This window comes from Nocardia sp. NPDC055053 (assembly GCF_053608285.1).
The window spans coordinates 353,724-378,734 of record NZ_JBSGVD010000001.1 but is presented as its reverse complement, the minus strand read 5'-3'; the positions used below and the strand labels follow the sequence as shown (position 1 = coordinate 378,734).

The window sequence follows — 25,011 nt, the reverse complement described above, 5'->3', positions numbered from 1 at the left end:
AGACTATCTTACTCTGGAGTAAGAAGCTCGTCGACGGACCTGATATCGGTGATTTCGTGTCAGTCTGGACGAGTGACCGTGATCGCGTCGGTTTTCGCCCTGGTTCTGTTGATCACCACGACGCGCTACGGCTACCACCGTGACGAGTTGTACTTTCTGGCCGCGGGCCGCCGGCTGGACTGGGGATATCCCGACCAGCCGCCGCTGGTCCCCGCGCTGGCCCGGCTGACGGCCGCGATCGACCCCGATGCGCTGTGGGTATTGCGGCTGCCCGCGATCGCCGCCGCGACCTTCGTCGTGGTGTGCGCGGGGCTGATGGCGAAGGAACTGGGTGGGGGACGTGGCGCGCGGGCGCTGGCCGCCGGTGCCGTGGCGAGTGCGGCCATGGTGCAGGCGGCGGGTCACCTGTTCGGGACGACGGTGTTCGATCTGGCCGCGTGGTCGCTGATCTGTCTGCTGGTGCTGAAGCTGCTGCGCGGGGCCGATCCGCGGTGGTGGCTGGCGGTCGGTGCGGTGGTCGGTCTCGGTGTGCAGAACAAGGTGCTGGTGGTCGTGCCGGTCGGCGCGCTCGCGATCGCGGTGCTGCTGACCCCGCAGCGAAAAGTCTTCGCCACCAGGTATTTCGCGACGGCTGCCGCGATCGCGGCGTTGATCGCGGCGCCGTATCTGTGGTGGCAGGCGGCCAACGGCCTGCCGCAGTGGGCGTTGAGCAGGGCGATCGCGGGCGGTTCGTCGGGGACCTCGGATTCGCCGATCATGTTCGTGCTCTTGCAGTTCGGCTTGGTCGGCCCGCTGCTGGTGCCGCTGTGGGGCTACGGGCTGTGGCGGTTGTGGCACTCGCGGTATCGGGTGTTTCCGATCGCCTACGGGGTGCTGTTCGTGCTGTTTCTGGTGGCGGGCGGTAAGGCGTACTACCTCGGCGGGATGTATCCGGTGCTGCTCGCGGCGGGGTCGGTCGGACTCGCGTCCGCGCTCGGTGATCGGGGAAAGCGCTGGGCAGCAGTGGGTTCGGTGCTCGTGGTGAACGCCGTGATGTCAGCTGTGCTGTTTCTGCCGGTGCTGCCGGTCGCGCAGTTGCCCGGCACGCCCGTCCTCGCGGTGAACTACGACGCGGGGGAGACGATCGGCTGGCCCCGGTTCGTCGCGCAGGTGGCGGCAGCCCGCCCACCGGGTGCCGCGGTGCTCACCGCGAACTACGGCGAAGCAGGCGCCATCGAGCGTTATGGCGCCGAATACGGCCTGCCAACACCGTATTCGGGCCACAACGCCTACTGGTGGTGGGGCCCGCCGCCGGACACCGCGACCACGGTGCTCACCGTCGGTATCGATCGCGATCGGCTCACCGGTCTGTGTTCGATCGTCGAGCCGGCGGGCGCGCTCGACAACGGACTCGGGATCGACAACGACGAGCAGGGCGAACCGCTGTTCGTCTGCCGCGAGCCGATCCGGCCGTGGTCGCAGGTGTGGCCCCAGCTGCGCTCCCTCGGTTGAGCCTCTAAAGACCCCGTCGCTTCAGGAATTCGAGCAGGACCTTGCGCCATTCGTCGGGCTGCTCGGCCATGACCACGTGGCCCGCGGCGATCTCGGTGTACTCGGCGCCGGGAATCGCGGCGGCGAGCGCACGGGAATTGGCCGGGTCCACGAGCAGGTCGGCAGTGGTGTTCACGATCAGCGTCGGCACCGCGATGCCGGGCAGATCGCCCGTCGTGTCGACCGTCTCGATCAGCGCGGCCTGCTGCCGGGTGCCGCCTGGGATCGCGGCGGCGGTCTGCGCGACCATCTCCTCGATCGCGGCGGCGGGTAGCGCGTTGACGAACTCGGCGGAAAACCCGGTCAGCAGCACGAGCCGGGCGAAGCTCTCGCGCGCGCCCCGGTCGAGGAGATCCTGCCAGGCCCGCACAATCAGCCTGGCCCGGTTGTCGGGCACGGCCAGCCCGGCGGTGAGCACCAGGCCGGTGACCCGTTCCGGATGCCGGGCGGCGGCGCGCACGGCGACGGCGGTGCCGAGCGAGAAACCGACGATCGTGAAGGTCGGCACACCGGCGTCGACCGCGGCCGCCACCAGAGCGTCGGCGAGGTCGTCGAGGGTCAGCGGGGTGTCGTCGGCGGGGTAGTCGGAGGCGACCACCGTGTGCTCGGCGGCGAGGTCGGCCAGGACGACGCCGTAGTTGCTCTCGATCGAACCGCCACCGCCGTGGGCGAGGACGATGCCGGGGCCTGATCCGTGGACGGTCGTCTGCAGGGGAATCGTTGTCATGCGACGGAGGTTAGGGATTCACATGGATGTGAAGGTCAAGGCGAACGTGTGGGTGATCACATGCTGATCGGCGAACTCGCGCACCGCACCGGCGTCAGCACACGGCTGCTGCGCTACTACGAGGAACAGAACCTGCTGCACCCGCACCGCGACCCGAACGGGTACCGCAGCTATCCGGAAGCGGCGGTGGCGGCCGTGGCGAAGATCCGTGAGCTGCTCGCCGCTGGTCTCACCACCGACGACATCGGTCAGCTGATGCCGTGCGCGGAAACCGACGGGCCGGTGCAGGCATGCGAGATGTCGGTGCGGATCATGTCCGAGCGCACCGCCGAGCTGGACCGGCGCATCGCCGAGCTGGACCGCCGGCGCACCGAACTCACCGCGCAACTCGGCGCCTCACTCGGAACGCAGATGCGAACGGCGGGGACCCGATAGCCGGTCCCCGCCATCGCGATGTCGGGACTACTCCCTGACGTAGAAGCGCAGGGTGAGATAGGCGGTCACCGCGGCGAAGACGATGCCGATGGGCGCGATCGTCAGCGCCACCACGGCGATGTCGTCACCGGTGATGCGCGGGAAGACATTGCTGTCGAACAGCGGCCCCAGCGCCCGGTCGATCACCAGCGGGCGGGCGATGACCAGTCCGAGGATCGCCAGCACCGAGCCGACGAACGCGGCCGCCACCGCCTCCAGGAGGAATGGCAGCTGGGTATACCAGCGCGTCGCGCCGACCAGGCGCATGATGCCGACTTCCGTGCGCCGCGTATACGCGGCGATCTGCACCATGTTCAACACCAGCAGCATCGCCGCCAGCGCCATCACCAGCGCCAGCCCGAACGCGGCATTGCGCAGCCCGTCGAACAGGCTGACCAGGCGGTCGACGAACTCCTTGTCGTTGGCGACGATCCGCACGCCCTGTCTGGTCGCGAAGCTGTCGTAGATGTGCTGGTACTGATCGCCGTCGGTCATCTTCACCCGCAGCGAGGCGGGCAGCGGTGAGTCGGCGATGTACTGCACCATCTCCGGCTGATCGGCGAACAGCTCCTTGGCCTCCTCGAGCGCGTCGGCGCGGTTGAGGAACTGCACGCTCTCCACACCCGAGGTGTTCTTCAGGTCGGCGAGCAGCGTCTTGCACGGCTCGGCGGCGCAGTCGGGGTCGGTGTCGGAGACGGCGTCGTCGAGGTAGAACCGCACCTCGAGCCTGCCGATGAAGAAGTTCTCGGTCTTGTCCGCCATCCGCACCGACAGCATGCCGCCGCCGAGCATCATCAGCGACACCGCGGTGGTCAGGATCATCGCGACAGTCATCGTCAGGTTGCGGCGCAGACCGTCGGCGACCTCGGTGAACAGGAAACTCAGTCGCATTATCGTCCCACCCCGTAGACACCGGTCGCCTCGTCGCGCACGAGTCTGCCGTGGTCGAGCTCCACCACCCGCCTGCGCATCGCGTCGACGATGTGGTTGTCGTGGGTGGCCATCAGCACGGTCGTGCCGGTGCGGTTGATCCGTTCCAGCAGCGACATGATGTCGGCGCTGGTGTCGGGGTCGAGGTTGCCGGTCGGCTCGTCGGCGAGCAGGACCAGCGGCCGGTTGACGAACGCGCGCGCGATCGCCACGCGCTGCTGCTCACCACCGGACAGCTCCGAGGGCAACCGATTGCCCTTGCCGCCGAGCCCGACCATGTCGAGCACCTCGGGCACGGTGCGTTCGATGAACTGCTGCCGTTTGCCGATCACCTCGAGCGCGAAGGCCACATTCTGCTCCACGGTCTTCTGCTGGAGCAGCCGGAAATCCTGGAAGACGCACCCGATCCGCTGCCGCAATTTCGGTACCTTGCGCCCTGGCAACCGGTCGACCCGGAAATCGGCCACCCGTATCTCGCCCGACGTCGGCGCTTCCTCCTTGAGCAGCAGCCGCATGAAGGTCGACTTTCCCGAACCGGACGGGCCGATGATGAAGACGAATTCGCCTTTGTCCACCTCGACGGAGACGTTGTCCAGCGCCGGCCGCGTCGATGTCTTGTACGACTTGGTGACGTTGCGCATGGTGATCACGGGGAGCCAGTGTAGCCAGCGAACCCTGGCTGTGACCGGGCCCCGACGACCTAGGCGAGGCGGCGAGCAATCCTACGGCGTCGGATCGACCCAGGTGGGGACGGCGTTGAGTAGCGACACCGGGCCGGTGTTCGCGGTCTCGGCGGGCTTGACGAACAGGTAGACGACGAACGTGGACACCCAGGTGGCCATCAGGATCGCCGTCGACTTACGTGGTTTCACTGATTCCTTCCTTACGCAGGGCCGCGGCGACGCGCACGCGCAGTTCGCGCCCCACTTCGAATTGTTTGCCCGGCAATGTGCGGGCAACCATCCGGATGTTCATCTCGTCGAGCGAGAGATCTTCCACACCCATCACGGACGGTTCGTCGAGCAGCAGTGGCTTGAGGCGGCGATCCTGGTAGGCCTTGGTGCACACCTCGTGCAGGATCTCGTTGATCTTGGTGATGTCGGCCTGCGCCGATACCGGCACGTCGATCGCGGCACGCGCCCAGTCCTTGGACAGGTTGGTCACCTTCACGATCTGCCCGTTGGGGACCGTGATCACCTCGCCGTCGGAGTTGCGCAGGGTGGTGATGCGCAGCGTCACGTCCTCGACAGTGCCCTCGGCCGCATCGGCGGAGCCGGTGACCGAGATCTGCACCACGTCACCGAAGCCGTACTGGCGTTCGGTGATGAGGAAGAACCCGGCCAGGATGTCCTGCACGATCCGCTGGGCGCCGAAACCGAGCGCGGCGCCGAGCACTGCCGCCGGGGCGACCAGACCCGTCACCGCGAAGCCGAGCCTGCGCAGCACCTCCATGCCGACCAGCACGTAGACGATGGTCAGCACCACCCACGTGATGACCTGGGCCAAGGCGTGCCGGTGCTTGGCCGCTTCGGTGCGGACCAGCGCGTCGCTCGAGTGGAAACCGGCGTCGATCTTGGTGGTCACCCGGTCGCGCACGAACGCGGCGAACCGGCCGAACAGCATCGCGCCGACGATCAGCAGGACGATCTCGAGCCCGCTCGACCGCAGCCATCCGGTGATCTCCGGGGCCGTGTTGATCGCGAGGACGCCGCTCATCGCATCGCCCCGGCCGAGAGTCGACGGGGCTCGCGCTGACACAGTTCCGGTTGGCTCGAACGCACACCCGAAAGGTTACAGCGGGGTCTCGGTGCCCGGTCAAACGCGAACACGCCAGGGATAGGCGAGCGAACAGGTGGCTACGCGTCGGCCTGTTCCCGCATGCGCCAACGGATTCCGGATTCGATGAAGCCGTCGATATCGCCGTCGAGCACCGCCGAGGGGTTGTTCACCTCATAGTTGGTGCGCAGATCCTTGACCATCTGGTACGGGTGCAGGACGTAGGAACGCATCTGGTTGCCCCACGACGCGCCCTCGTTGGTCTTGAGCGCGTCCATCTGGGCGCGCTCTTCCTGGCGCTTGCGCTCGAGCAGCTTGGCCTGCAGCACGCGCATGGCCGAGATCTTGTTCTGGAGCTGTGACTTCTCGTTCTGACAGGTCACCACGATGCCGGTGGGAATGTGGGTCAGGCGAACCGCGGAGTCGGTGGTGTTGACGCTCTGACCACCCGGACCCGAGGAGCGGTACACGTCGACGCGGACCTCGCCCTCGGGGATCTCGATGTGGTCGGTGGTCTCGACCACGGGCAGCACCTCGACCTCGGCGAAGGAGGTCTGGCGGCGGCCCTGGTTGTCGAACGGGCTGATCCGGACGAGCCGGTGCGTGCCCATCTCCACCGAGAGCGTGCCGTAGGCATACGGCGACTTCACCGCGAAGGTGGCGCTCTTGATGCCCGCCTCTTCGGCGTAGGAGGTGTCGTAGACCTCGACGACGTACTTGTGCCGCTCGGCCCAGCGGATGTACATGCGCATCAGCATCTGGGCCCAGTCCGCGGCGTCGACGCCACCGGCGCCGGAGCGGATGTTGACCAGCGCGTCACGCTTGTCGTACTCGCCGGAGAGCAGGGTGCGCACTTCCATCGCCTCGATGTCGACGCGCAGCGCGGCCCGCTCGTTGTCGGCCTCGGCGGTGGCTTCCTCGGCGGCCTTGCCCTCTTCGGACTCGGCCAATTCGTAGAGCACCGGCAGGTCTTCCAGGCGCTGGCGTAGTTCCTCGACGCGGCGCAGCTCGCTCTGGGCGTGCGAGAGCTCGCTGGTGACCTGCTGGGCGTGGTCCTGGTTGTTCCACAGCTCGGGATCGGCCGCCTGGTGCTCGAGCTCGTCGATGCGACGGCGCAGCTCCTCGACATCGAGGACCGACTCGACCGTCTTGAGCGTGGTGTCGAGTTCGGCGAGGTCGGCGATAACGTCAGGATGCACGATTCCCAAGGTTACCGGTCGCCTCCGACACGGTGAAACACACGCACCCGCCAGGGCACGCGCGGGTCAGCTCGCGATGGCGCGCAGGCCGCCGGGGCGCCGCCCGACCAGCCGGTCCAGGGCGGTCGCGCTCGCCTCGTCGGCGGGCAGCAGCACATACAGCGACTGGTCGTCGTCGATGGACAGATCCAGCGATTCGTAGGCCAGGCGCAGGGTGCCCGCCTCGGGATGGCTGATCCGGTTGATCCCGCCCGACGGCGGCAACCCGGGCAGCGCGGCCAGCCGATCGGTGAAGGCGCTGCCCGCGGTGACGGTGAGCTCGTCGACCAGCGCGGCGACCATCGGGTCGGCGCGAAACGGGCCCTGCTTGAGCGAGGCGACCAGCTTGTCGGCGGCGGAATCCCAGTCCGGGTACAGCTCGCGCGCACCGGGATGGGTGAAGACGAACCGGGCCACATTGGTCGGCTCGCCCTGCTCGAACAGGCCGCTGGGAGCCATCAGCGTGCGGTAGCCCCCGGTGCAGGCCAGCACCTCGGTGAAGCGGTTGGTGATCGCGGCGGGCGCTGGTTCGAGCTGGTCGAGGATCGCGCGGATCGTGGGCCGGATGATGCGGTTGGGGCCGTTCTCGGCGGCGCCGCAGCTGAAACCGGACATGCCCTTGGTGAGCTGGTGCAGGTGGACGCGTTCGCGGGGGCTCAGCCGCAGCGTGTCGGCCAGCGCGGACAGCACCGGCGGGGAGGGGTGCCGGTCGCGGCCCTGTTCGAGCCGGATCAGGTACTCCACGCTCACCCCGGCCAGCATCGCCACCTCGGCGCGGCGCAGTCCCGGCGTGCGCCTGCGCTGACCCGCGGGCAGCCCGACCTCGGCGGGTGAGACCGCCTCGCGGCGCGTACGCAGGAACAGCCCGAGTTCGTTGTCGCTCACCTGATCGACGGTACCCAGCCGCGCGTCGCCGAGAGTGGCCGTGCCACTACCACTCTCAGCGTGGTCTCCCTGACAGGTTCGGGGCGGGCGAATGTTGACGCATCGGCCGGACGGGCCGGAGCAACGACAGAGGAGGACACCATGTCCGCACAGCGGCTGAAGCTCGCGATCATCATCGGCAGCGTCCGCGAGGGACGGTTCGGCCCGGTGGTCGCGAACTGGTTCGCACAGCAGGTCGACGATCGCTTCGAGGTCGATGTCATCGATCTGGCCGAGGCCGAGCTGCCCGCCGCGCTGCCGCCGGTGCCGCCCGCGGTCGATCCCGACATGCCGCGTCCGGCCGGTATGGGCGATCTCACCGAGCGGCTGGCCGCCGCCGACGCCTATGTCGTCGTCACGCCCGACTACAACCGCAGCTACCCGGCTGCCCTGAAGTCGGCCATCGACTGGCATTACACCCAGTGGGACGCCAAGTCCATCGGCTTCGTCGGCTACAGCGGTGGCTCCGGTGGACTGCTGGCGATCGAGCACCTGCGCCAGGTGTTCAACGAACTCAACGCCCACACCGTGCGCAACTATGTCTCGTTCCCGCGCTATTACACGCTGTTCGACGAGAACGGTGAGCTGCGTGAGCCGGCGGGGTTCGAGGCGGAGGCGCGGGCGCTGCTCGACCAGTTGCACTGGTGGACAAGCGCTCTGGTGGCCGCACGGTCGGCCGCGGTCACCGCCTGAGTCCGTCACCAGGGCGGATCGCCTGGTCGGGATCGCCCGCTTTCCACCGAACCCGGCCCCGCGCGCCCCGACCTCGAGGAGGGGACAGGCCGACGCAGTCGGCCGTCGCGGCCGTCCCGTCGGTCAGGTGCCGTTGCGTAGGCGACGAAGGAGCAAGCAACGGTGCCTGACCGACGGGACAGGAGGGGCCGCGACCTCGAGCGCGCCAGCGCTCCAAATACACTTCCTCCGTGGCTGCCTACTCCGCTGACCTGGACCTTGCCCTCCGACTGGCCGACGAGGCCGACGCGATATCGCGGGTGCGTTTCGGCGCCGTCGACCTGAAGGTCGACTCGAAGCCGGACCTGACCCCGGTCTCGGATGCCGACCTGGCGGTCGAACAGGTGATCCGGCGTGTGCTCGCCGAGGAACGCCCCGGTGACGCCGTGCTCGGCGAGGAATTCGGCGGCGACGCGGAGTTCACCGGCAGGCAGTGGGTGGTCGACCCGATCGACGGCACCAAGAACTTCGTCCGCGGTGTGCCGGTCTGGGCCAGCCTGATCGCCCTGCTCGAGGACGGTGTTCCGGTGGTCGGCGTGGTGAGCGCGCCCGCCCTGGGCAGGCGCTGGTGGGCGGCGGCGGGCTCGGGCTCGTGGGTCCAGGTGCACCCCGGGGCGCCGAAGCCGATCACGGTGTCGGCGGTGCCTGATCTCGCCTCGGCCAGCCTGGCCTTCTCCAGCCTGTCCGGCTGGCACGAGCGTGGGTTGCGGGAGAAGTTCGTCGATCTCACCGACGCGGTCTGGCGGGTCCGCGGATACGGTGATTTCTGGAACTACTGCCTGGTCGCCGAGGGTGCGGTCGACATCGCCGCCGAGCCGGAGGTGTCGCTGTGGGACCTGGCAGCGCTCGACATCCTGGTCCGCGAGGCCGGTGGCACGTTCACCTCCCTGGACGGGCGATCCGGCCCGCACGGTGGCGACGCGGTGGCGAGCAACGGCCTGCTCCAGGACGAGGTCCTCGCCTGTTTGCGCGGCTGAATCCGAGTTATCCACATGTGAGCAACTACCGGTGAACGCCGTCGTCGGGTCCGGTGGACGGGCTGCGGGCCCGGCGCTCGCTCGTAGGATGGCCCGGTGAGCAATTCCGGCGCCACAGCCCCCGATGTCGACGACTTCCCGCCCGACGACTTCCCGCCCGACGACGCGTACCCGTCCGACGGTGGCTATGTCTCCGAGCACGATTTCCATGACACCGGCGGCTTCCACTTCGACGACCTCGCCCCGGCCAGGCCGGGACGGGCCGCTGCCCCCGCGCGTGGCGAGACCGCCGAGGAGGTGCTGCGCCGGGTCTTCGGCTACGACAGCTTCCGCGGCGACCAGGCGGCCATCGTCGAGCAGGTCGTCGGCGGCGGTGACGCGCTGGTCTTGATGCCGACCGGTGGTGGTAAATCACTGTGCTACCAGGTGCCGTCGCTGGTGCGATCCGGTGTCGGTGTCGTCGTCTCGCCGCTGATCGCGCTCATGCAGGACCAGGTCGACGCGCTCAGCGCGCTCGGTGTGCGCGCCGGGTTCCTCAATTCCACGCAGTCGCCGGATCAGCGGCGCACGGTCGAGGCGCAGTTCGTCGCCGGTGAACTCGACCTGCTCTACCTCGCGCCGGAACGCTTGCGCCTGGAATCGACACTGCGGCTGCTCGAGCGCGGCACGGTGGCGCTGTTCGCGATCGACGAGGCGCACTGTGTGTCCCAGTGGGGCCACGACTTCCGGCCCGACTATCTCGCGCTGTCGCTGCTGCACGAGCGCTGGCCCGATGTCCCGCGCATCGCGCTCACCGCGACCGCCACCGAGAAGACCCGCGCCGAGATCGTCGAACGACTCGACCTCGGCGCGGCGAAGCAGTTCGTCTCCAGCTTCGACCGGCCCAATATCCAGTACCGGATCGAGTCGAAGAACCGCGCCGACCGTCAGCTGCTCGACTTCATCCGCGCCGAGCATCCCGGCGACGCGGGCATCGTCTACTGCCTGTCCCGCAACTCGGTCGAGAAAACCGCCGCCCTGCTCAACGAGAACGGGGTGCGCGCGGTGCCCTATCACGCGGGCCTGGACAACCGGACCCGCGCCGAGAACCAGGCCAGGTTCCTGCGCGAGGACGGCTTGATCGTGGTGGCCACCATCGCCTTCGGCATGGGCATCGACAAGCCCGACGTGCGCTTCGTCGCCCACCTCGACCTGCCCAAGTCGGTGGAGGGCTACTACCAGGAGACCGGCCGCGCAGGCCGCGACGGACTACCGTCCACGGCCTGGATGGTCTACGGCCTTGCCGATGTCGTCCAGCAGCGCAAGATGATCGACTCCAGCGAAGGCGACGCCGCGCACCGTCGGCAGCTGCAATTGCACCTGGACGCCATGCTCGCCCTGTGCGAGACGGTGGGCTGCCGTCGCGTCCAATTGCTGAACTACTTCGGTCAGCCCGGCCAGGCCTGCGGTAACTGCGATGTGTGCCTGAACCCGCCGGAGACCTGGGACGGCACGGTGCCCGCGCAGAAGCTGCTCTCGACCGTGCTGCGGCTCAAACGTGAACGGGGACAGGCCTTCGGCGCGGGCCACCTCGTCGACATCCTGCTCGGCAAGATCAACCCGAAGATCACCCAGCACCGGCACAACGAACTGTCGGTCTTCGGCATCGGCACCGATCTGCGCGACACCGAATGGCGTGGCGTGGTGCGTCAGCTGCTCGCGGGCGGAATGCTCGCCGTGCACGGCGAGTACGGCGTGCTCGCGCTCACCGACGCCAGCAACGAGGTGCTGTTCGAGGGCAGGAAAGTGCCGATGCGCCGCGAACCCGAACGCGCGGCTCGCCCGGCGCGCGCGGCCAAATCGGCCAAGGCGACCGTCGACCTGCCCGCCACCGATCTGCCCCTGTTCGAGCGTCTGCGGGCCTGGCGGGCGGCCACCGCGAAGGAACAGGGCGTGCCCGCCTACGTGGTGTTCCACGACGCGACCCTGCGCGAAATCGTTGCGCGCAAACCGGGTTCACTCGCCGATCTCGGCACCGTCGGCGGCGTCGGCGAGAACAAACTCGCCCGCTACGGCGAGGGGGTGCTGGCCGCGCTGACCGAGGAATAGGCGCCCGTGCCGCGGCGTGCGCGAACCGGTCGGACGCGCCGATGACGAACGTCTCGCCTTCGCCCGGCCCTGCACAGCACCGGCGAAGGCCACGCCCGCGGCCCGCACGGGCGGGACAAGGAACGCGCGACGAACCCGGGTGTCGCGCGATACTGTCGAGCTATGGCGAACGGTGAAGGCTCCGAGAGCGAGACATCGGGCGGGGCGAGCCAGGGCGGAGCCGACGCCCCGCTGCCGCCGATGCCGCACCGGCACATCGACCCCGTCGTCGCGCCGAGCCTGCTCGGCGGCCATCACCCGGTGGTCCGCCGGGGCAGGCCGCGCTGGTCGACGGTCGCCCTGATTCTCCTCTTCGCCGGAGCCCTGGCGCTCTATCTGGCTCTGCGCCCCGGCGGCTGACCCGCCGCATCCGCACTCGCCGACGACATTCCGGCACCGGCGTGGTTCCGGAATGTTTGCGATGCTGCGGACCAGTGGATCACGCCGAGTCCTGTGACCTGTGGTAGCCGCAGGTCATAGCGCTTCCGGCGGCCCGATTCGCGGCGCACTCTTGGCCTCCTCAGATCGATCGAGCTGATCGGTCCAGCTCGAGGAGGCGACGGACATGGTGTGGGTCACCTGGATGACACGAGGGGTATGCGCTGCGGTGGCGGCGACCGGATTCGTCTGTGCCGCAGCACAAGCGGGCACCGCCGAACCGTCCGCGCCGGCAGCGGTGCAGGATCTGCACCGGGTCCTGACGCCGGTGCTGCCCGGCACCTACGGCCACGACACCGCGGTGGTGATCCTCGGCTACGGACTGACACCCGAGGGCGCTCTGCGCGCGGAACTGGTCCGGCGGTTGCGGGCGGGCATCGTGCAGGCGGTGTTCGCGCCATGGTCGCCGATCATCGTCACCGGCGGCAATCCCAAGGCCGGATTGACCGAGGCGGACGCGATGGCCGACTGGCTGGTGGCCGCGGGCATCGACCCGGCGCGGATTCTGCGTGAGCCGCACGCGGATTCGACCGTGGCCAACGCCCGCAACACCGCCGCGCTGATGGCCGAACACCACCTACACGCCGCCGTGCTGGTGACCTCCGGCGATCACGTAGACCGGGCCAGGGCCGCGTTCGACGACGCGGGCGTCCTGGTCGTCGGCGAGCTCACCCCCGACCGCACGCTGTGGCCCGCGCTCCCGCTGCGGATCGACCAGTTCGGTCCCGCCCTACCGCCCGCCTGACCGGCACAGACGGCGGTGCGCCTAGGCAGCACCGCCACTTCCTGTGAGCGGACACAGTGTTTCGTCATGTGACCGCCACGGGGCCGCCCACCCGCCATCGTTGGGCGAGGGGGCCGCCGTCCCCGCCCGCACATTTCCGAGGTGACATCTATGAAGGTCCTGTCCGACAGCGACATCCTGGCCGAGCTCGAACCGACCGCCGAAGCCAACCTGAACGACCACCTGGCCAAGGCCAGGGACTGGCACCCACACGACTACGTGCCCTGGGACGACGGGCGCAACTTCGCGGCGATGGGCGGGATCGACTGGGATCCGGAGCAGTCGCGGCTGAGCGAGGTGGCCAAGGCGGCGATGATCACCAACCTGCTCACCGAGGACAACTTGCCCTCCTACCACCGTGAACTGGCCGACACCTTCGGCTTCGACAACGCCTGGGGCACCTGGGTCGGGCGCTGGACCGCCGAGGAGAACCGCCACGGCATCGTCATGCGCGACTACCTGGTGGTGACCCGCGCGGTCGACCCGGTCGCGCTCGAAGAGGCCAGGATGGCGCACATGACGGCAGGCATCGCCAAGCCGGAGCCGGGCTCGCAGTTCCTCAAGGGCGTCGCCTACGTCACCTTCCAGGAGCTGGCGACCAGGATCAGCCACCGCAACACCGGCAGGCTGTGCGACGACCCGATCGCCGACCGGATGCTCGCGCGCATCGCGACCGACGAGAACCTGCACATGATCTTCTACCGCAAGCTGTGCGCGGCCGCCCTCGACCTCACACCCGACGCGGCCATGCGGGCCATCACCGATGTCGTCCTGCGTTTCCAGATGCCCGGTCTCAACCAGCCCAACTTCCGGCGCAACGCGGTGCTGCTGGCCAAGCACGGCGTCTACGACCTGCGCCAGCACCTCGACGTCGTGCTCGAGCCCGTGCTGCGCACCTGGAAGGTCTTCGACCGCACCGATTTCGGCGCCGAGGGTGAACGCGCCCGCGACGAACTGCACGCCTACCTCATCGACCTGGAAGTCAAGGCCGCCCGGTTCGAGGAGCAACGCGACCGGGCGCTGGCCCGCGCCGCCGAACGCGTCGCGAGCTGAGTGCGGGGCGGACCACGGAATAAACGGGTGGCGCGGTCACTTAGAGTTGACTGTCATGAAGGAAAAGGGCCGGAAGGTCATCGCGACCAACCGCCGGGCGCGGCACAACTACACGATCCTCGACACCTATGAGGCGGGGATCGCGCTGGTCGGCACCGAAGTGAAGAGCCTGCGCGAAGGCAAAGCCTCTCTCGTCGACGCCTTCGCTACCGTCGACAACGGCGAGGTGTGGCTGCGCGGCCTGCACATTCCGGAGTTCAGCCACGGCACCTGGACCAACCATTCGCCGCGGCGCACCCGCAAGCTGCTACTGCACAAGCGCGAGATCGAGCACCTGGTCGGCAAGTCGAGGGAGGGCAACCAGACACTGGTGCCGCTGTCGATGTACTTCTCCGACGGCAAGGTGAAGGTGGAGCTCGCCCTCGCCAAGGGCAAGCAGGACTACGACAAGCGCCAGGACCTGGCCCGCAGGCAGGCCGAGCGTGAGGTCACGCGCGAGATCGGTCGGCGGGTCAAAGGCATGCGTTGATCTCCGTCCTGCTCGCCCTCGTGGCGGCGGCGGGGTACGGAGTCAGTGACTTCTTCGGTGGGATCGCGGCACGTCGGGTCACCGCGTTGCGGGTGGTCGTCGTGTCGTACCCGTGGTCGGTGCTGCTCGTCCTGCTGATCGCGCCGCTGGTCGGCGGGCACCCGGACGCCGCATCGATGCTGTGGGGCCTGGCCGCCGGCGTGGCCAGCGGGCTGGCGGTGTGGTGGTTCTACGCCGCGCTGGCCGACGGGCCGATGGCCGTGGTGTCACCGGTGACCGCGGTGCTGGTCGCCGGCATCCCGGTGATCGCGGGGTTCTTCCTCGGCGAGCGGCCGGGGCCGGTGGCGATCGCGGGGATCGCGCTGGCGCTGGTCGCGGTGGTGCTGGTCAGCCGGGAGGCGCCCGACGAGACGACCGAGGAGATCATCGGCGGCCGGGAACTGCGGTTCAGCCGGCGGGTCGCGCTGCTCACCGTCGGGTCGGGCGCCGCGTTCGGTTTCGCGTTCTTCTTCCTGCACGAGACGAGCGCCAGCGCGGGCCTGTGGCCGCTGCTCGGGCAGCGCGCCGCCGCGACAGCGGTGGTGTGGACCTCGGCGCTGGCCGCGGGCCAATTCCGCGGACTGCACGGTGAACCGCTGCGGCTCGCGCTGGCGATCGGCGTGCTCGACGTGATCGCCAACGCGGCGCTGCTCTATGCCTTCCACGGCTCGATGCTGTCGGTGGTCAGCGTGATCGGCTCGCTGTATCCGGCCGCGACCGTCCTGCTGGCGATGGTCCTGCTCGGCGAGCGGATCGGCGGGCTGCAGAAGGTCGGGATGGTGCTCGCGCTCGCGGCGGTCGGGATGATCGCCGCGAACTGAGCGGTTAGAGCCGGGTGCAGGGTTCCTGGATGCCCAGCCGTCCCAGCGTGGTCCCCTGGTACCCGGTGCTGATCGCCCTGGCCCCCATCGGCGCTGTCGCGTCCGGCTTGAACACCACCGACCACTCCGCGGACAGATCGGGTGCGGTGGCACCTGCCGGATGAACCACCACCATGCCCTCCCCGTCCGTCTTCAGATCGGTGATGGTGCGGCGCAGGCCGGAGCGGGAGAGCTCGCCGTCGGCGGCGGCCGCGATGAGCAGGGACTTGAGCGGATAGGAGATCGCCCAGCCCAGCGAGTAGCCGAAGTTGGCCGGTTCGTGGTCGACGGCAGCGCGGGCGCGCTGGGCGCCGACGCTGTCGCCGCTCCAGCTGTCGACGGGGGTCGTGTAGTTGTACAGCGCGGTGAGCGCGGGTGCGGCGGCCGTCTGCAGCAGGGCCGCGTTCCAGGTGGGCAGGGAGCCGAGGAACCGGCCGGTGAAGCCCGCCTTCACGAGCTTGCCCACGATCTCCGCGGTCTCGGCGGGCCCGGTGGCCAGCATGACCAGATCCGGTGACGCGGCCAGCACCTCCTCGACCGGGCTGTCCTGGTTGCCGACCTCGCCGTTGGGGCCCGTGTCGATGCGATCGGCGATGGTGGCTCCGTTGGCCAGCGCCCACTTCAGCGCGCCGCTGGCGTAGTCGCCGCCCCAGTTGCCGCGATAGGCGACGATGGCGATATTGCGTGGCGCGTAGTGGTTCTCGGCGAACCAGTCCAGGCCCATCACGGCTTCGGTGCAATAGGAGTAGCCCGCGCTGAGCACCAGGTTGCGGTCGGCGCTGCGATAGTTCCAGCCCGACCACTGGGTGGCCGCGACACTGACCATGTCGTCGGAGTCCATCTGGTTGAGCAGCGCGATCGACTGCCCGGTACCGAGGCTCTGCGCCAGCGCGAGCACGTGCGGTTCGATCTCGTGGTAGGCGGTGCGATGAACCCGCGGATCGAAGGAGGTGTTGCGGCTGTAGGTGGTGATGTCGATGTCGTAGCCGCCGATGCCGCCCGACTGGTTCACCTGGTTCCAGAACGCCAGCTGTCCCTCGTTCATCGAGATGCCCAGCGGTGCGAACGGCCCGCCCCCGAGGTCGGAGAGCACGCCGAGATAGATGCAGCCCCGGTCCTTGTGCGCCGAGCCGGGGCAGGGCGCACTCGTCACGCCGGGGCCATCGGCCTGCTCGCTCGACGAGCAGGCCCCGGCCAGGACGAGACCGGCTACGAACGGGATCACCGCGGCACGGCGCAGTGCCCGCGGTTTGGTGAATGCCATCAGGTAACTCCTTGCTCCAGCCGCCCAAAGGATTTCGCTGTCCCGGTGCGACCGATCGAGAACAGTACCCGCCCCGACCGGCACCGCTGACCAGATTGACCGAGCCGGGTCGGTGAAGTTCGCTACGAGGTCACCGGGGCGACATCGCCCACTGGCAGAAATAATGGGAAGATCCGCGACAGCGGGAGTGTTAATATGACTAGCCCGCAGGGTGCGGGCACGTACGGGGCTGAACGGTTTCGACTGCGTACGTTGATTCAGGGGAAGCGTGTCGGTGCAGGCAAGAGACCACCGTAAGCGTCGCTGCAACCAATTAAGCGCCGATTCCAATCAGCGCGAGTACGCCCTCGCTGCCTAAGTAGCAGGTCGTCTCTGTCAGTCCGGGTTCGTCCCTCGACCCGGGTACTGGCATCAGTTAGAGGGAATTACCGTTCGGCTCGGTCGCGGAGTCGGACGGGACATCGAACAGCGACTGGGATCGTCATCCGGGCTTGTTCGCGAGACCCGGAGGTCCAAGTAGAGGCCTAGCGAACTGCACACGGAGAAGCCCTGAAGACGCGGCGGAGGACCCGGGTTCGATTCCCGGCAGCTCCACTCGAGGCCCCTCACCTGACACCCAGGTGAGGGGCTTTTTCGTACCCGGACAGTTTGTGTGTACACGAGCGCGCTCACGACTCTCGGCGACGATCCGTACGCCGAGGGTCTGGCCACCCGGAAGCTGGTCCTACTTCGCGGAGAGGCTTTCGAGCGCTTCGCGGATGAAGCACAGTGGACAGATCGGGTCGAACGGGGGAGTCGGCGCGCCGCCGACGACGGGCTGGGTGGTGGGTGGTGTTTCGGTCGGGCTTGCTGCGGCGATGGTCGGGAACGCTCCGAACGCCAGGGTGATCGCCGCGGTGGCGATGGTCTTGGACAGAACGCGGTTCATGGTTGCTCCTCGCTCGTGGGGGATCCGCTCGCGGGCGGCGATCAGTCGCCGAAACGGTCGTATGCCTCGAACTCGCCGAAGTCGTCTTGGAGCCAGCCGAGGTCGCGCCAGGTTCCGGAGCCGTCGAGGGGGCCCTCGTATTCGATTTCCAGATAGCTGCCGGGCTGGTCGTCGAGTCGCAGGCGGCGGCCTCGGCTGAACAGGAACAGCGACACGCTGACGACGGGCTGTCCGTCGGTGAACTTCATGCCGAGCACTCCCTCCCATGCCACTTGCAGGGATGGTCCGGTCGGCGCAGGGCTTCGGATGAGACAGGAGAATCCCTCCGCCATCTCGCCGCCCGGATCGACCACGATCACCTGCTGGCCGAGGTGCGAAGCAAGGGAGGCGGCGAGAACATCGATCGTCGGCCCCCACCGGTCGGATGGTGAATCGTCTTCGGGGCCATTGTGGCTCGTCACGGCCAGTCGTTCCTTTCCCAGCTCCCCCGGTCGGGATAGATCACTTCGTTGTCGCCGTTACGGGTGCGGATCTCGACGAAGTTCGGGTCGTTCGCCCACTTTCTGTCCGGGTCGACGGCTCTTCGCCGATGCGAGCGATTCCTGTCGATCAAACCATAGGCAGTGATGACGGAGCTCTTGTTGCCCGCGTCGGTGATCACCACGGACCCGTTCTGGTAGTAGATGTCGACCGCGCGGGTGTAGGGCTGGTTGGTGAGATGGTTCACGCCTTGGTAATTCCCGCTGAATATTCGATCCGGGTTGTTGAGGATGGAGGCCTGAACCGCCCGGCTGACGTGGTGCTTCTCGCTCGCGTGCCCGTCGCGGCCGCCGGGGTAAGGGGCAGGCGCATCGTGGAGCTCGTCGGGGGTGACCTGTCTGCGGAAGTTGTCGAACCGCTCGCACGCTGTCGGTGTCAGGCCGAGCGGGTCGATGAACCTGAGTGGGTTGGTGGCGTAGGCGTAGGGGTTCGGTGCGGGAGCCAGACCGAGTGGGTCGGGCGTGAGGTACTGCCCGGTGTCGGGGTTGTAGAACCGGAATGTGTTGTAGTGCAGGCCGGTTTCGGGGTCGTGGAACTGTCCGGGGAACCGCAGTGGCGTACTCGTCTTCCCGCGCCAGGTGGTCCGGCCCCAGAGGTCGGTGTCCGCGGTGGCCGCGGGGCGGGCGGTACCGGGGTCGATCAATTCGGTGGGGGTACCGACGAGGTCGGTGATGATCGCGTAGAACTCGCGATCGATCGCGGCCTTGTCGGTCGTCTGCGTGAGTGGGGTGTGCGAACCGGGCTGGTACTGCCAGCGAATGGTGGCGGTGGCGGTGGCCTGCTCGATGAGATGCACGCCGTCCCAGAGGTAGTCGACGCGCTCGAGGACCGTGCCGTCGGTGGCGAGACGCTGTTTGGTGGTGCGGCGGCCGAGGGCGTCGTAGGTGTAGTGCCACCACTGATGGTCGGGGGTCCAGACATCGGTGAGTTGGTCGAAGGCGTTGTAGCGGTAGTGCCACACGTCGGGTTTGCGGGAGAGCCGGACGGTGGTTTTGCGGATCACGCGCCCGGCGGGGTCATAGTGGTAGCGCGTACGGCCGTCGCGGATGAGCAGGTTGCCCCGGTACTCCCGGCGGCTGTTGTCCGGCGACGGCTGCGTGGTCTCGGAGGCCGTCGATTCGACGATGTTGCTCAGCGCATCGTAGGTGTAGCGCTCGGTGGGAGCACCGTTGGTGGCGATGGTCGTGATTCGACCGGTGGCATCGAGGCTGTAGTCGCGCTGGAGGACGTCGGACTGAGACCGGGCGACGGTGTGCGTGGTGAGGTAGCCATCCGGGCGGTAGGTGAACTCGTCGCGGCGGAGTCGGTGGGGGGCCTGCCGCGAGGTGGAGCCGGACTCGAGCGACACGGCTCGCGCGGGGAAAGCGGTCACCTCCTGGTGGGCCACCTGGCCGCGCGCGGAAAGACCACGGGTCACCGCCAGCTCGCCGACCCGCCAGCTCGTCAGCCGGCCGAGGGGGTCGTAGCCGAAGGTGATGTCGTGCTCGTCGGCGCTGAGCAGGTCGAGGCGGCCGACGAAATCACGGTGCCAAGCGGCCACTGCGCCGGAGGGAGTGGTCCGGCGGGTCCGGTAGCCGCGCTGATCGTGTTCGAACAGCATCGGTGGCTGTCCGTCGCACTGCTGCGAGGCGAGACTTCCGGCCGCCGTGTAGGAGAATTCCAGGGAGTGTGTGGGATTCGCGCCGACACCGTTGACCGCGGCCAGGACGCGTCCCGCCGGGTCATGGGTGTAGCGGATCCACTCGTCACCCGCGGTGATCTCGGTGAGGCGGCCGAGTATGTCGTGGCGGTGGTGGCGAGTCGTGCCGGTGGCCGGGGTGATCGCGGTGAGTCGTCCGGCACGGTCGAGGGTGTATCGGGTGGTGGCGCCGGCGTGGTCGGTTTCCGCGACAAGCCTTCCGGCACTGTCGTATTCGTAGGTCCAGCTGTGGCCGATCGGGTTGTGGACGGCGGTGAGGCGGCGTTCGGTGTCCCAGCTGTATCGGGTGGTGGCACCGTCGGGGTCGATGCGGGAGTGCAGAAGGTCGAAGGTGCCGTAGGAATATCGGGTGACACCACCCGCGCGGTCGGTGTGCCGGAGAGTATTGCCTTCCCCGTCGTAGGTCCACAATTCGGAGTGGCCATCGGGATCTGTTCTGCCGAGCAGTCTTCCAGTGGGCGACCAGTCGTAGCGGGTGACACCGCCGAGGGGGTCGGTGATTCGGGTGGGGCGGCCCGCGGCGTCGCGGCGGATGCGGGTGACCGCGCCATCCGGTTCGGTGACCCGGATCGGGAGCCCCGCATCGTCTACCTCGATGGTGGTGCGGGCGCCGTTGGATTCGACAATCGCGCCCAGCGCGCCGTTGGGGTGGTAGGTGAATTCGGTACGGTCGCCGACGGCGTCGACGACAGCGGAAAGGTCACCGTCGGCCGACCATTCGCGGTGCGATACCGAACCATCGGGGGAGGTGATCGTGGTCGGGCGGTTACGCCAGAGATACTCGATCTCGGTCGCATTCCCGTCGGGCCGAATGATCCTCGACGGATCGCCCGTGCCGTTGTACCGGTAGCGGGTGGTTGCTCCGTCGGGCCCGGTGATGGTCAGCGGCCTGCGGTCGGCGTTGTAGTCGATGTGGGTGTGGCCACCGGCCGGGTCGATGAGATCGCGCAGCTGCAATTCCCGGTCGAAGCCGTGGGAGGTCGTGGCGCCGAGCGAATCGGTGACGGTGGTGAGCCGACCCGATCCGTCGGAAAGGTGCCGATAGTCATAGTCGCAGTTCAGGATTCCGTCGGAGCCACGCTGGAAGACGACGCGGCCGGACTCGTCGTAGGTGTTGACCATCCGATTGCCGTTGGAGTCGGTCCAGGAGGTCATCCGGTGTTCGTCATCGTAGGTATAGCGGGTAGTCGCCCCCACCGCGTCGGTGACAGCAACCAGGTTAGCTCCGGCGTAGTGGAATTCCATGACCGGCGTGGCGAACTCCCCGAGATCTGGATCGTCCGAGATCAGCGAGAGTCCCGTGATCCGCGCACGGTCCGTGTCGACGCGGACCCGATATCCGCCCGAATGCGTGACCTCGACCGGCACCCCGTCGGAGTCGTAGTGGAACCGAATACGGTTGTGGTGCCGGTCGGTGATGGCCGAGATCGCGTAGTTGCCGTATCGGGCTTCGACGCCGGCGAGCCCCGACTCGGGTGCGAAGTGCCAGATCACCTCTCGCCGTTGATCCCAGACGCGATAGCCGCCGGTGTCGGTGCGGGTCAACGACCATTGCTGCCCTTCTGTGAGCGGGTGCACCGCAACACCGACCTCGGGGTGCGGGTAGGCGAGCATCATCGCGTTCTCGCCGATGAATGTGACCCCCGCGTCCTCGACGACGATCCGCGCGTCCAACGTGCTCGACCACGACGGGCCGAACCAGCGCCCGAACCGATAGCCGGAATGGTGTGCCCGCTGCAGCATCAACGGCAGGACCGCAGGGAGGTCGAGATCTGTTTCGGGAAGCAGGAACTCACCGGTGCTGATGTCGACCGGATCGGTCGAACAGGTCTTCTGGTCCGGGGTGCGATCGGACTCCGCACCGGACTCCCGCGCATGGTCGTGCGCGTTGCGATCGGCGTCGGCGCGATCCTGTGCCGTGGGGCGGTCGGGATCGTCGTCGCGGTCGCGGTCGGGCTCGCGTTCATGGTCGGGCCGGCTGTCGCGGTTCGGTTCGCGATCACGATCGCGATCGGGGGTGCGGTCCTTGGGGGAGTCGTGGTCGCGATCGGGGGTGCGGTCCTTGGGCGCGTCGTGGTCGCTGTCCGGGGTGCGATCCCTGGGTGAGTCGCGGTCGGGTTTGCGTTCGCTGGGGGATGCTGGGTCGCGATCGTTGTCGGGTTTGCGGTCGGGCGTTCGGTCGGTGGGTGAGTCGGGATCGCGGTCGCGTGCCGGCGTGCGATCGGTGGAGTCAGGACTGCGGTCTGGAGTGCGGTCGGTGGGTGAGTCCGGAGTGCGGTCTACCGGGAGATCGTGGTCGCGGTCGGTGGGAGTGCGATCCGGGGCGTGATCGCGTGAACTGGCCGGATCGTTCGGTCCTCGACCGGGGGAGTCCGGCTGGGCGCGGGTTGTGGGGGTGGTCTCCGGGCGGGGCGTCGTGTGCCCCGGAGAATCCGGGCGGGGCCCGGCGGCCAGCGGTGAGTGTGGACCGGGGCGCACCGATGGGTCCGGTGCCGCGCCCGCCCGCGGAGTGTCTGCGGTGTGTCGCGGGTTGGAATCAGGTTGTGGCCGTGGCGATATCGGATCGGGCCGGGTTGACGGCTGATGTGGTGTGCCAGCGGGTGTGGTGGTGCGCGGGGGTATTGCGTCGGTCTGTGAGCGCGCTGGTCCGCCGTCGGGGTGGACGCTGGAACTGGGCTGCCAGACGGCCGTCGGCGTCGTATCCGGGCTTGTCGTGGGTTTGGTGTCCACGTCCCCGGTCGGCCTGGTGTCAGGTGACGTCGCTGGGCCGTCGGTGCCGTGCTGTGTCGGGCTCGTGGTGGGATGCTCCCGAGCCTGCGGTGAGTCCGTATCCCGGTGCGGACTCGGTGTGCCGTCCCGGTCGGCACGTGGCGAGTCGTGGTCGGGGCGCGCGGCGGGGCCGTTGTCCGATTCCGTCCGCGAATGGGCCGGATCCGAGTGCGATGCAGCCGGATTCGGCTGCTGCGTAGTGGGTGAATCGGTGCGCTGCGTCGGCGTCGTATCCGCCTGCTGCGAGGGTGACGTGTCCGCACGTTGCGTCGGCGCCGAATCATTGTGCGTGGGTGTGGAATCCGTGCGCTGTGTCGATGTCGGGTCGGTCTGGTGCGTGGGTGCCGGGTCTGCGCGTTGAGTCGGTGTGTGGTCGGTCTGGTGCGTTGGCGTCGGATCCGCCCGCTGCGTCGTATCGGACTGCTGTGTCGGTGTTGTGTCCGCTCGCTGTGTGGGTGTGTGGTCCGGCTGCTGCGCGGGCGATGTATCGGCTCGCTGGGCCGGTGTCGAATCGGGCTGCGATGTGCTCGTTGCTTCCGGGCGTGGTTCCGGGCGGCTCGTTTTCGGGTCCGGGTCCGGGCTCGAGTCCGATGACGGGCTGGGGTCGGCCCGCTGAGTAGGTTCGGGATCGGGTGTGTTGCCGCGGGTTTCGGGCGCGGCGGCGGGCTGCTCCCGGTCAGTGGGTGATGGGCGCTCGGACTGCTGCGGCTCAGTGCGCTGTGACGTCTGCGAGTGACCGCCGTCGTTGTCCTCAGCTCTCGGCGCCTGCGCTTCCCGCTGGGGTGAAGCCTCGACCGGGCGTGCCTCACCCGGCGAGTGCCCCGGTTCGGAATTCGGCAGGCCCGCGCGCGGGTCGGCCTCCCTGGTCGGCGTGGGTTCCCTGGTCGGCGATGTTTCCCGGGTGGGGCTCGGACTGTGCGGGTTCGGTCCGTCGGGCAGGTGCCGTCCCGCGTTGCTGAGCCGCCTGAGCGCACTGACGGCCACCTTCGCACTACCGCCACCGCCGGTCGCGGCCGTGAGCAGGGCGTCACCGGTGAGCGCACCGGCGAATTCGAACGGGTTGGCCCGCGCGTCCTTCAGGATCGCCGTCACGGCCGCGCCCGGATCAGCCACGGCGACAACGAGTCCGGTGCCGAGGTTGGACAACCCTTCGGCGTAGTCCGCTGGGTGGGTGATGTTGTAGATATCGGTCGGATTCACCTGCCGCACGAACTGCACCAGCCCGGTGAGGCTGGTGAGCAAGCCGGAATAGAAATTCAGCGCACCGTGCTCGAGCACCCCGCCGAGATCGGAGATATTGGCGATCCACCGTTGCGTGAACGGCGGTTCCTTGGGTGCCTTCTCGGTAGCCGCGGACACCGCGCCGACGGCGATCGACGCGCCGTTGTCACGCTGAATCCGGGCTCCCCGCAGAATGTCTCGCGCTTCGTTGCGCATCGCGGTCCACGTGTCTATGAGCGGATTCTGTTGCTGCTGTTCGCCGGTCAGCGCATTCCACCAGGACTTCTTGCGGCGCTCCTCGGCGTCGGCCGCCTTCCAGCGGTCGATGGCGGTTTGCGCCTTGTCCTGTGCGGCCTTCACCTCGTTCTGCCACGCCTCCAGGGCACCTGCGGCCGCGGTCATGGCGTCGGCGCCGTCGAACCAGAGTTTCGGTTGTTTGTCGTAGACCTCGTTGAACGCGTCCGCGCCCTTGCCGGTCCATTCGGCGGCATCGATCTTCTGCAGCGCCTGGCCCGTCGACTCGACGGCCGTCGCCATCTTCTTCAAAGTCTCCGCAGCGGAACCGATTTCGGTCGGCTCACCCAGGATCAGTTCCTTCGGATCCTCGGTCTGACCGAGTTCCTCCTCCTCGACATCGCCACCGGTGGCGGAAGCGATATTGTCGCCCAGATCGTCGAGGGCGTTGCCGATGCCTTCCAAGCCGACATGCTGTGCCGCGTCGCCGACGACGTCCAAGCCGTCATCGATGACCTGTCCCGCACGCTCGACGACATTCTCGACACCGTCCTCGATCGCATTCCCGACTTTGTCGATGAAATCACCGATCCCCACGGACTACTGCCCCCCTTGCTCCTTCTGCATGATGTCGGCGGCCCGCTGCGCGGCACCGGTGTCCCAGCCGGGCGTTTCGCCGGTGAGCAGCCCGCTCTGTGGGCTCACATTCGCCAGCGCCTGCGGGCCGACCGCCTCGATCACCTTCATATTCGTCTGAATGGTCTTGTTGGCGTTCTCGAAGGATTGCAGGCTGTAATCCGCGTTGCGAACATGGTTGAAGGAGTTGTCGGCGAAGGTGTCTCCCCAGGACCTCTTCGTGATCTCCTCGTCGGACAGGTGCGGATTGCCTGCCAGGTGCGTCCACATCTTCTTCAGCGTGCCCTCGGCCTTGGCGTCCATTTCGTCGTAGCGGCCCGCGGCCAAGCCGAGTGTCTGCGCGATAGCGCTGCCGCCCTGCACGAGCGCGCGAACACCCCAGGACCACCGTTCGGTGAATTCCTCGAAGGTCTTCTGCACCGTGTGCTTGCCCGCCTCCAGTGTCGAGAGGGTGAGCAGCGCGAAACCCCGGCCCATGTTGCCGGTCTCGCCGATCCCCATTTCCGACAGCTGGCCGATGGTGTCCTCGATGCCCGTCGCGGCCTGCTGCAGCACCGCGGGGTCGACCTTCACCTTCGTCAT

General features: G+C 68.2%; 22 protein-coding genes and 1 other RNA gene. 11 read left to right on the top strand and 12 right to left on the bottom strand.

Features of this window, described 5'->3' with window-relative positions; translation table 11 throughout:
• The first annotated feature begins 72 nt into the window (after window positions 1-72).
• Window positions 73-1,491, top strand: coding sequence for a glycosyltransferase family 39 protein (locus ACWF82_RS01700; RefSeq protein ID WP_452496906.1), 1,419 nt, complete (start codon window positions 73-75; stop codon window positions 1,489-1,491).
• A gap of 4 nt (window positions 1,492-1,495) precedes the next feature.
• Here the strand turns inward: ACWF82_RS01700 and ACWF82_RS01695 are convergent, their stop codons facing one another.
• A complete protein-coding gene (locus ACWF82_RS01695) occupies window positions 1,496-2,257 on the bottom strand; it encodes an alpha/beta fold hydrolase (RefSeq protein WP_452496904.1) in 762 nt (253 codons plus the stop codon).
• Between the two features lie 48 nt (window positions 2,258-2,305).
• On the opposite strand from ACWF82_RS01695, the gene ACWF82_RS01690 reads away from it, so the two are divergent.
• Window positions 2,306-2,692, top strand: a complete 387-nt coding sequence (locus ACWF82_RS01690) for a MerR family transcriptional regulator (protein ID WP_452496902.1) — start codon at window positions 2,306-2,308, stop codon at window positions 2,690-2,692.
• A 27-nt stretch (window positions 2,693-2,719) separates the two neighbouring features.
• Here the strand turns inward: ACWF82_RS01690 and ftsX are convergent, their stop codons facing one another.
• The 6 genes from ftsX to ACWF82_RS01660 all read right to left on the bottom strand — a co-directional run bounded on the left by ftsX (window position 2,720) and on the right by ACWF82_RS01660 (window position 7,560).
• Window positions 2,720-3,622, bottom strand: coding sequence for a permease-like cell division protein FtsX (gene ftsX / locus ACWF82_RS01685; protein ID WP_452496900.1), 903 nt, complete (start codon window positions 3,620-3,622; stop codon window positions 2,720-2,722).
• A complete protein-coding gene (gene ftsE, locus ACWF82_RS01680) occupies window positions 3,622-4,311 on the bottom strand; it encodes a cell division ATP-binding protein FtsE (protein WP_189026917.1) in 690 nt (229 codons plus the stop codon). Before ftsE ends, ftsX begins: the two co-directional genes overlap by 1 nt.
• A 72-nt stretch (window positions 4,312-4,383) precedes the next feature.
• The gene (locus ACWF82_RS01675) at window positions 4,384-4,533 is read right to left on the bottom strand and encodes a hypothetical protein (RefSeq protein ID WP_365034010.1); all 150 of its coding nucleotides are present in this window, start codon (window positions 4,531-4,533) and stop codon (window positions 4,384-4,386) included.
• Window positions 4,520-5,377: a mechanosensitive ion channel family protein gene (locus ACWF82_RS01670; RefSeq protein ID WP_379309462.1), complete on the bottom strand. Its 858-nt coding sequence runs from the start codon at window positions 5,375-5,377 to the stop codon at window positions 4,520-4,522. Before ACWF82_RS01670 ends, ACWF82_RS01675 begins: the two co-directional genes overlap by 14 nt.
• Before the next feature lie 140 nt (window positions 5,378-5,517).
• Window positions 5,518-6,636, bottom strand: coding sequence for a peptide chain release factor 2 (gene prfB, locus ACWF82_RS01665; protein ID WP_452496897.1), 1,119 nt, complete (start codon window positions 6,634-6,636; stop codon window positions 5,518-5,520).
• A gap of 66 nt (window positions 6,637-6,702) precedes the next feature.
• Window positions 6,703-7,560, bottom strand: a complete 858-nt coding sequence (locus ACWF82_RS01660) for a helix-turn-helix transcriptional regulator (protein WP_452496895.1) — start codon at window positions 7,558-7,560, stop codon at window positions 6,703-6,705.
• 141 nt (window positions 7,561-7,701) lie between these two features.
• Between ACWF82_RS01660 and ACWF82_RS01655 the strand changes: the two genes are divergently transcribed.
• From ACWF82_RS01655 to ACWF82_RS01620, 8 genes are all read left to right on the top strand, one after another.
• Complete coding sequence (locus ACWF82_RS01655; RefSeq protein WP_452496893.1) at window positions 7,702-8,292, top strand: NADPH-dependent FMN reductase; 591 nt, start codon at window positions 7,702-7,704, stop codon at window positions 8,290-8,292.
• Window positions 8,293-8,522: 230 nt separating this feature from the next.
• A complete protein-coding gene (gene hisN / locus ACWF82_RS01650; RefSeq protein ID WP_452496891.1) occupies window positions 8,523-9,308 on the top strand; it encodes a histidinol-phosphatase in 786 nt (261 codons plus the stop codon).
• Between the two features lie 96 nt (window positions 9,309-9,404).
• A complete protein-coding gene (gene recQ / locus ACWF82_RS01645) occupies window positions 9,405-11,396 on the top strand; it encodes a DNA helicase RecQ (RefSeq protein ID WP_452496889.1) in 1,992 nt (663 codons plus the stop codon).
• 162 nt (window positions 11,397-11,558) lie between these two features.
• Window positions 11,559-11,795 (top strand): hypothetical protein, encoded by a 237-nt coding sequence (locus tag ACWF82_RS01640; RefSeq protein ID WP_452496888.1) that lies wholly within the window; start codon window positions 11,559-11,561, stop codon window positions 11,793-11,795.
• A gap of 205 nt (window positions 11,796-12,000) precedes the next feature.
• Window positions 12,001-12,618 carry a YdcF family protein gene (locus tag ACWF82_RS01635; protein ID WP_452496886.1) on the top strand — a complete coding sequence of 206 codons (618 nt, stop codon included), beginning with the start codon at window positions 12,001-12,003 and terminating at the stop codon, window positions 12,616-12,618.
• A gap of 150 nt (window positions 12,619-12,768) precedes the next feature.
• Window positions 12,769-13,710, top strand: a complete 942-nt coding sequence (locus ACWF82_RS01630) for an acyl-ACP desaturase (protein WP_452496884.1) — start codon at window positions 12,769-12,771, stop codon at window positions 13,708-13,710.
• Window positions 13,711-13,765: 55 nt separating this feature from the next.
• A complete protein-coding gene (gene smpB / locus ACWF82_RS01625; protein WP_110036321.1) occupies window positions 13,766-14,239 on the top strand; it encodes an SsrA-binding protein SmpB in 474 nt (157 codons plus the stop codon).
• Entirely contained in the window at window positions 14,236-15,099 is an 864-nt protein-coding gene (locus ACWF82_RS01620; protein WP_452496882.1) for an EamA family transporter, read from the top strand. The genes smpB and ACWF82_RS01620 overlap by 4 nt, the downstream gene beginning before the upstream one ends.
• Before the next feature lie 4 nt (window positions 15,100-15,103).
• Here the strand turns inward: ACWF82_RS01620 and ACWF82_RS01615 are convergent, their stop codons facing one another.
• The gene (locus ACWF82_RS01615; RefSeq protein ID WP_452496880.1) at window positions 15,104-16,402 is read right to left on the bottom strand and encodes an ABC transporter substrate-binding protein; all 1,299 of its coding nucleotides are present in this window, start codon (window positions 16,400-16,402) and stop codon (window positions 15,104-15,106) included.
• A gap of 225 nt (window positions 16,403-16,627) precedes the next feature.
• Here ACWF82_RS01615 and ssrA point away from each other — a divergent pair.
• Window positions 16,628-16,999, top strand: a transfer-messenger RNA (tmRNA) gene (gene ssrA / locus ACWF82_RS01610).
• 127 nt (window positions 17,000-17,126) lie between these two features.
• On the opposite strand, the gene ACWF82_RS01605 is transcribed toward ssrA, so the two are convergent.
• Genes ACWF82_RS01605 through ACWF82_RS01590 form a run of 4 tightly spaced genes read right to left on the bottom strand, consistent with a single transcriptional unit; the run spans window position 17,127 to window position 25,011 of the window.
• The gene (locus ACWF82_RS01605; protein ID WP_452496878.1) at window positions 17,127-17,330 is read right to left on the bottom strand and encodes a hypothetical protein; all 204 of its coding nucleotides are present in this window, start codon (window positions 17,328-17,330) and stop codon (window positions 17,127-17,129) included.
• Between the two features lie 41 nt (window positions 17,331-17,371).
• Window positions 17,372-17,791 carry a hypothetical protein gene (locus tag ACWF82_RS01600; protein ID WP_452496876.1) on the bottom strand — a complete coding sequence of 140 codons (420 nt, stop codon included), beginning with the start codon at window positions 17,789-17,791 and terminating at the stop codon, window positions 17,372-17,374.
• Window positions 17,788-24,390: a putative T7SS-secreted protein gene (locus tag ACWF82_RS01595; protein ID WP_452496874.1), complete on the bottom strand. Its 6,603-nt coding sequence runs from the start codon at window positions 24,388-24,390 to the stop codon at window positions 17,788-17,790. The genes ACWF82_RS01600 and ACWF82_RS01595 overlap by 4 nt, the downstream gene beginning before the upstream one ends.
• Before the next feature lie 3 nt (window positions 24,391-24,393).
• Window positions 24,394-25,011, bottom strand: a complete 618-nt coding sequence (locus ACWF82_RS01590) for a hypothetical protein (RefSeq protein ID WP_452496872.1) — start codon at window positions 25,009-25,011, stop codon at window positions 24,394-24,396.

Excerpts from the sequence above, each read along its gene's own strand:
- ACWF82_RS01590 (WP_452496872.1), bottom strand. The coding sequence starts at position 25,011 with ATGACGAAGGTGAAGGTCGACCCCGCGGTGCTGCAGCAGGCCGCGACG.
- ACWF82_RS01630 (WP_452496884.1), top strand. The coding sequence starts at position 12,769 with ATGAAGGTCCTGTCCGACAGCGACATCCTGGCCGAGCTCGAACCGACC.
- ACWF82_RS01670 (WP_379309462.1), bottom strand. The coding sequence starts at position 5,377 with ATGAGCGGCGTCCTCGCGATCAACACGGCCCCGGAGATCACCGGATGG.
- ACWF82_RS01695 (WP_452496904.1), bottom strand. The coding sequence starts at position 2,257 with ATGACAACGATTCCCCTGCAGACGACCGTCCACGGATCAGGCCCCGGC.
- ftsX (WP_452496900.1), bottom strand. The coding sequence starts at position 3,622 with ATGCGACTGAGTTTCCTGTTCACCGAGGTCGCCGACGGTCTGCGCCGC.
- smpB (WP_110036321.1), top strand. The coding sequence starts at position 13,766 with ATGAAGGAAAAGGGCCGGAAGGTCATCGCGACCAACCGCCGGGCGCGG.
- ACWF82_RS01615 (WP_452496880.1), bottom strand. The coding sequence starts at position 16,402 with ATGGCATTCACCAAACCGCGGGCACTGCGCCGTGCCGCGGTGATCCCG.
- ACWF82_RS01605 (WP_452496878.1), bottom strand. The coding sequence starts at position 17,330 with ATGAACCGCGTTCTGTCCAAGACCATCGCCACCGCGGCGATCACCCTG.
- ACWF82_RS01655 (WP_452496893.1), top strand. The coding sequence starts at position 7,702 with ATGTCCGCACAGCGGCTGAAGCTCGCGATCATCATCGGCAGCGTCCGC.
- ACWF82_RS01640 (WP_452496888.1), top strand. The coding sequence starts at position 11,559 with ATGGCGAACGGTGAAGGCTCCGAGAGCGAGACATCGGGCGGGGCGAGC.
- ACWF82_RS01635 (WP_452496886.1), top strand. The coding sequence starts at position 12,001 with ATGGTGTGGGTCACCTGGATGACACGAGGGGTATGCGCTGCGGTGGCG.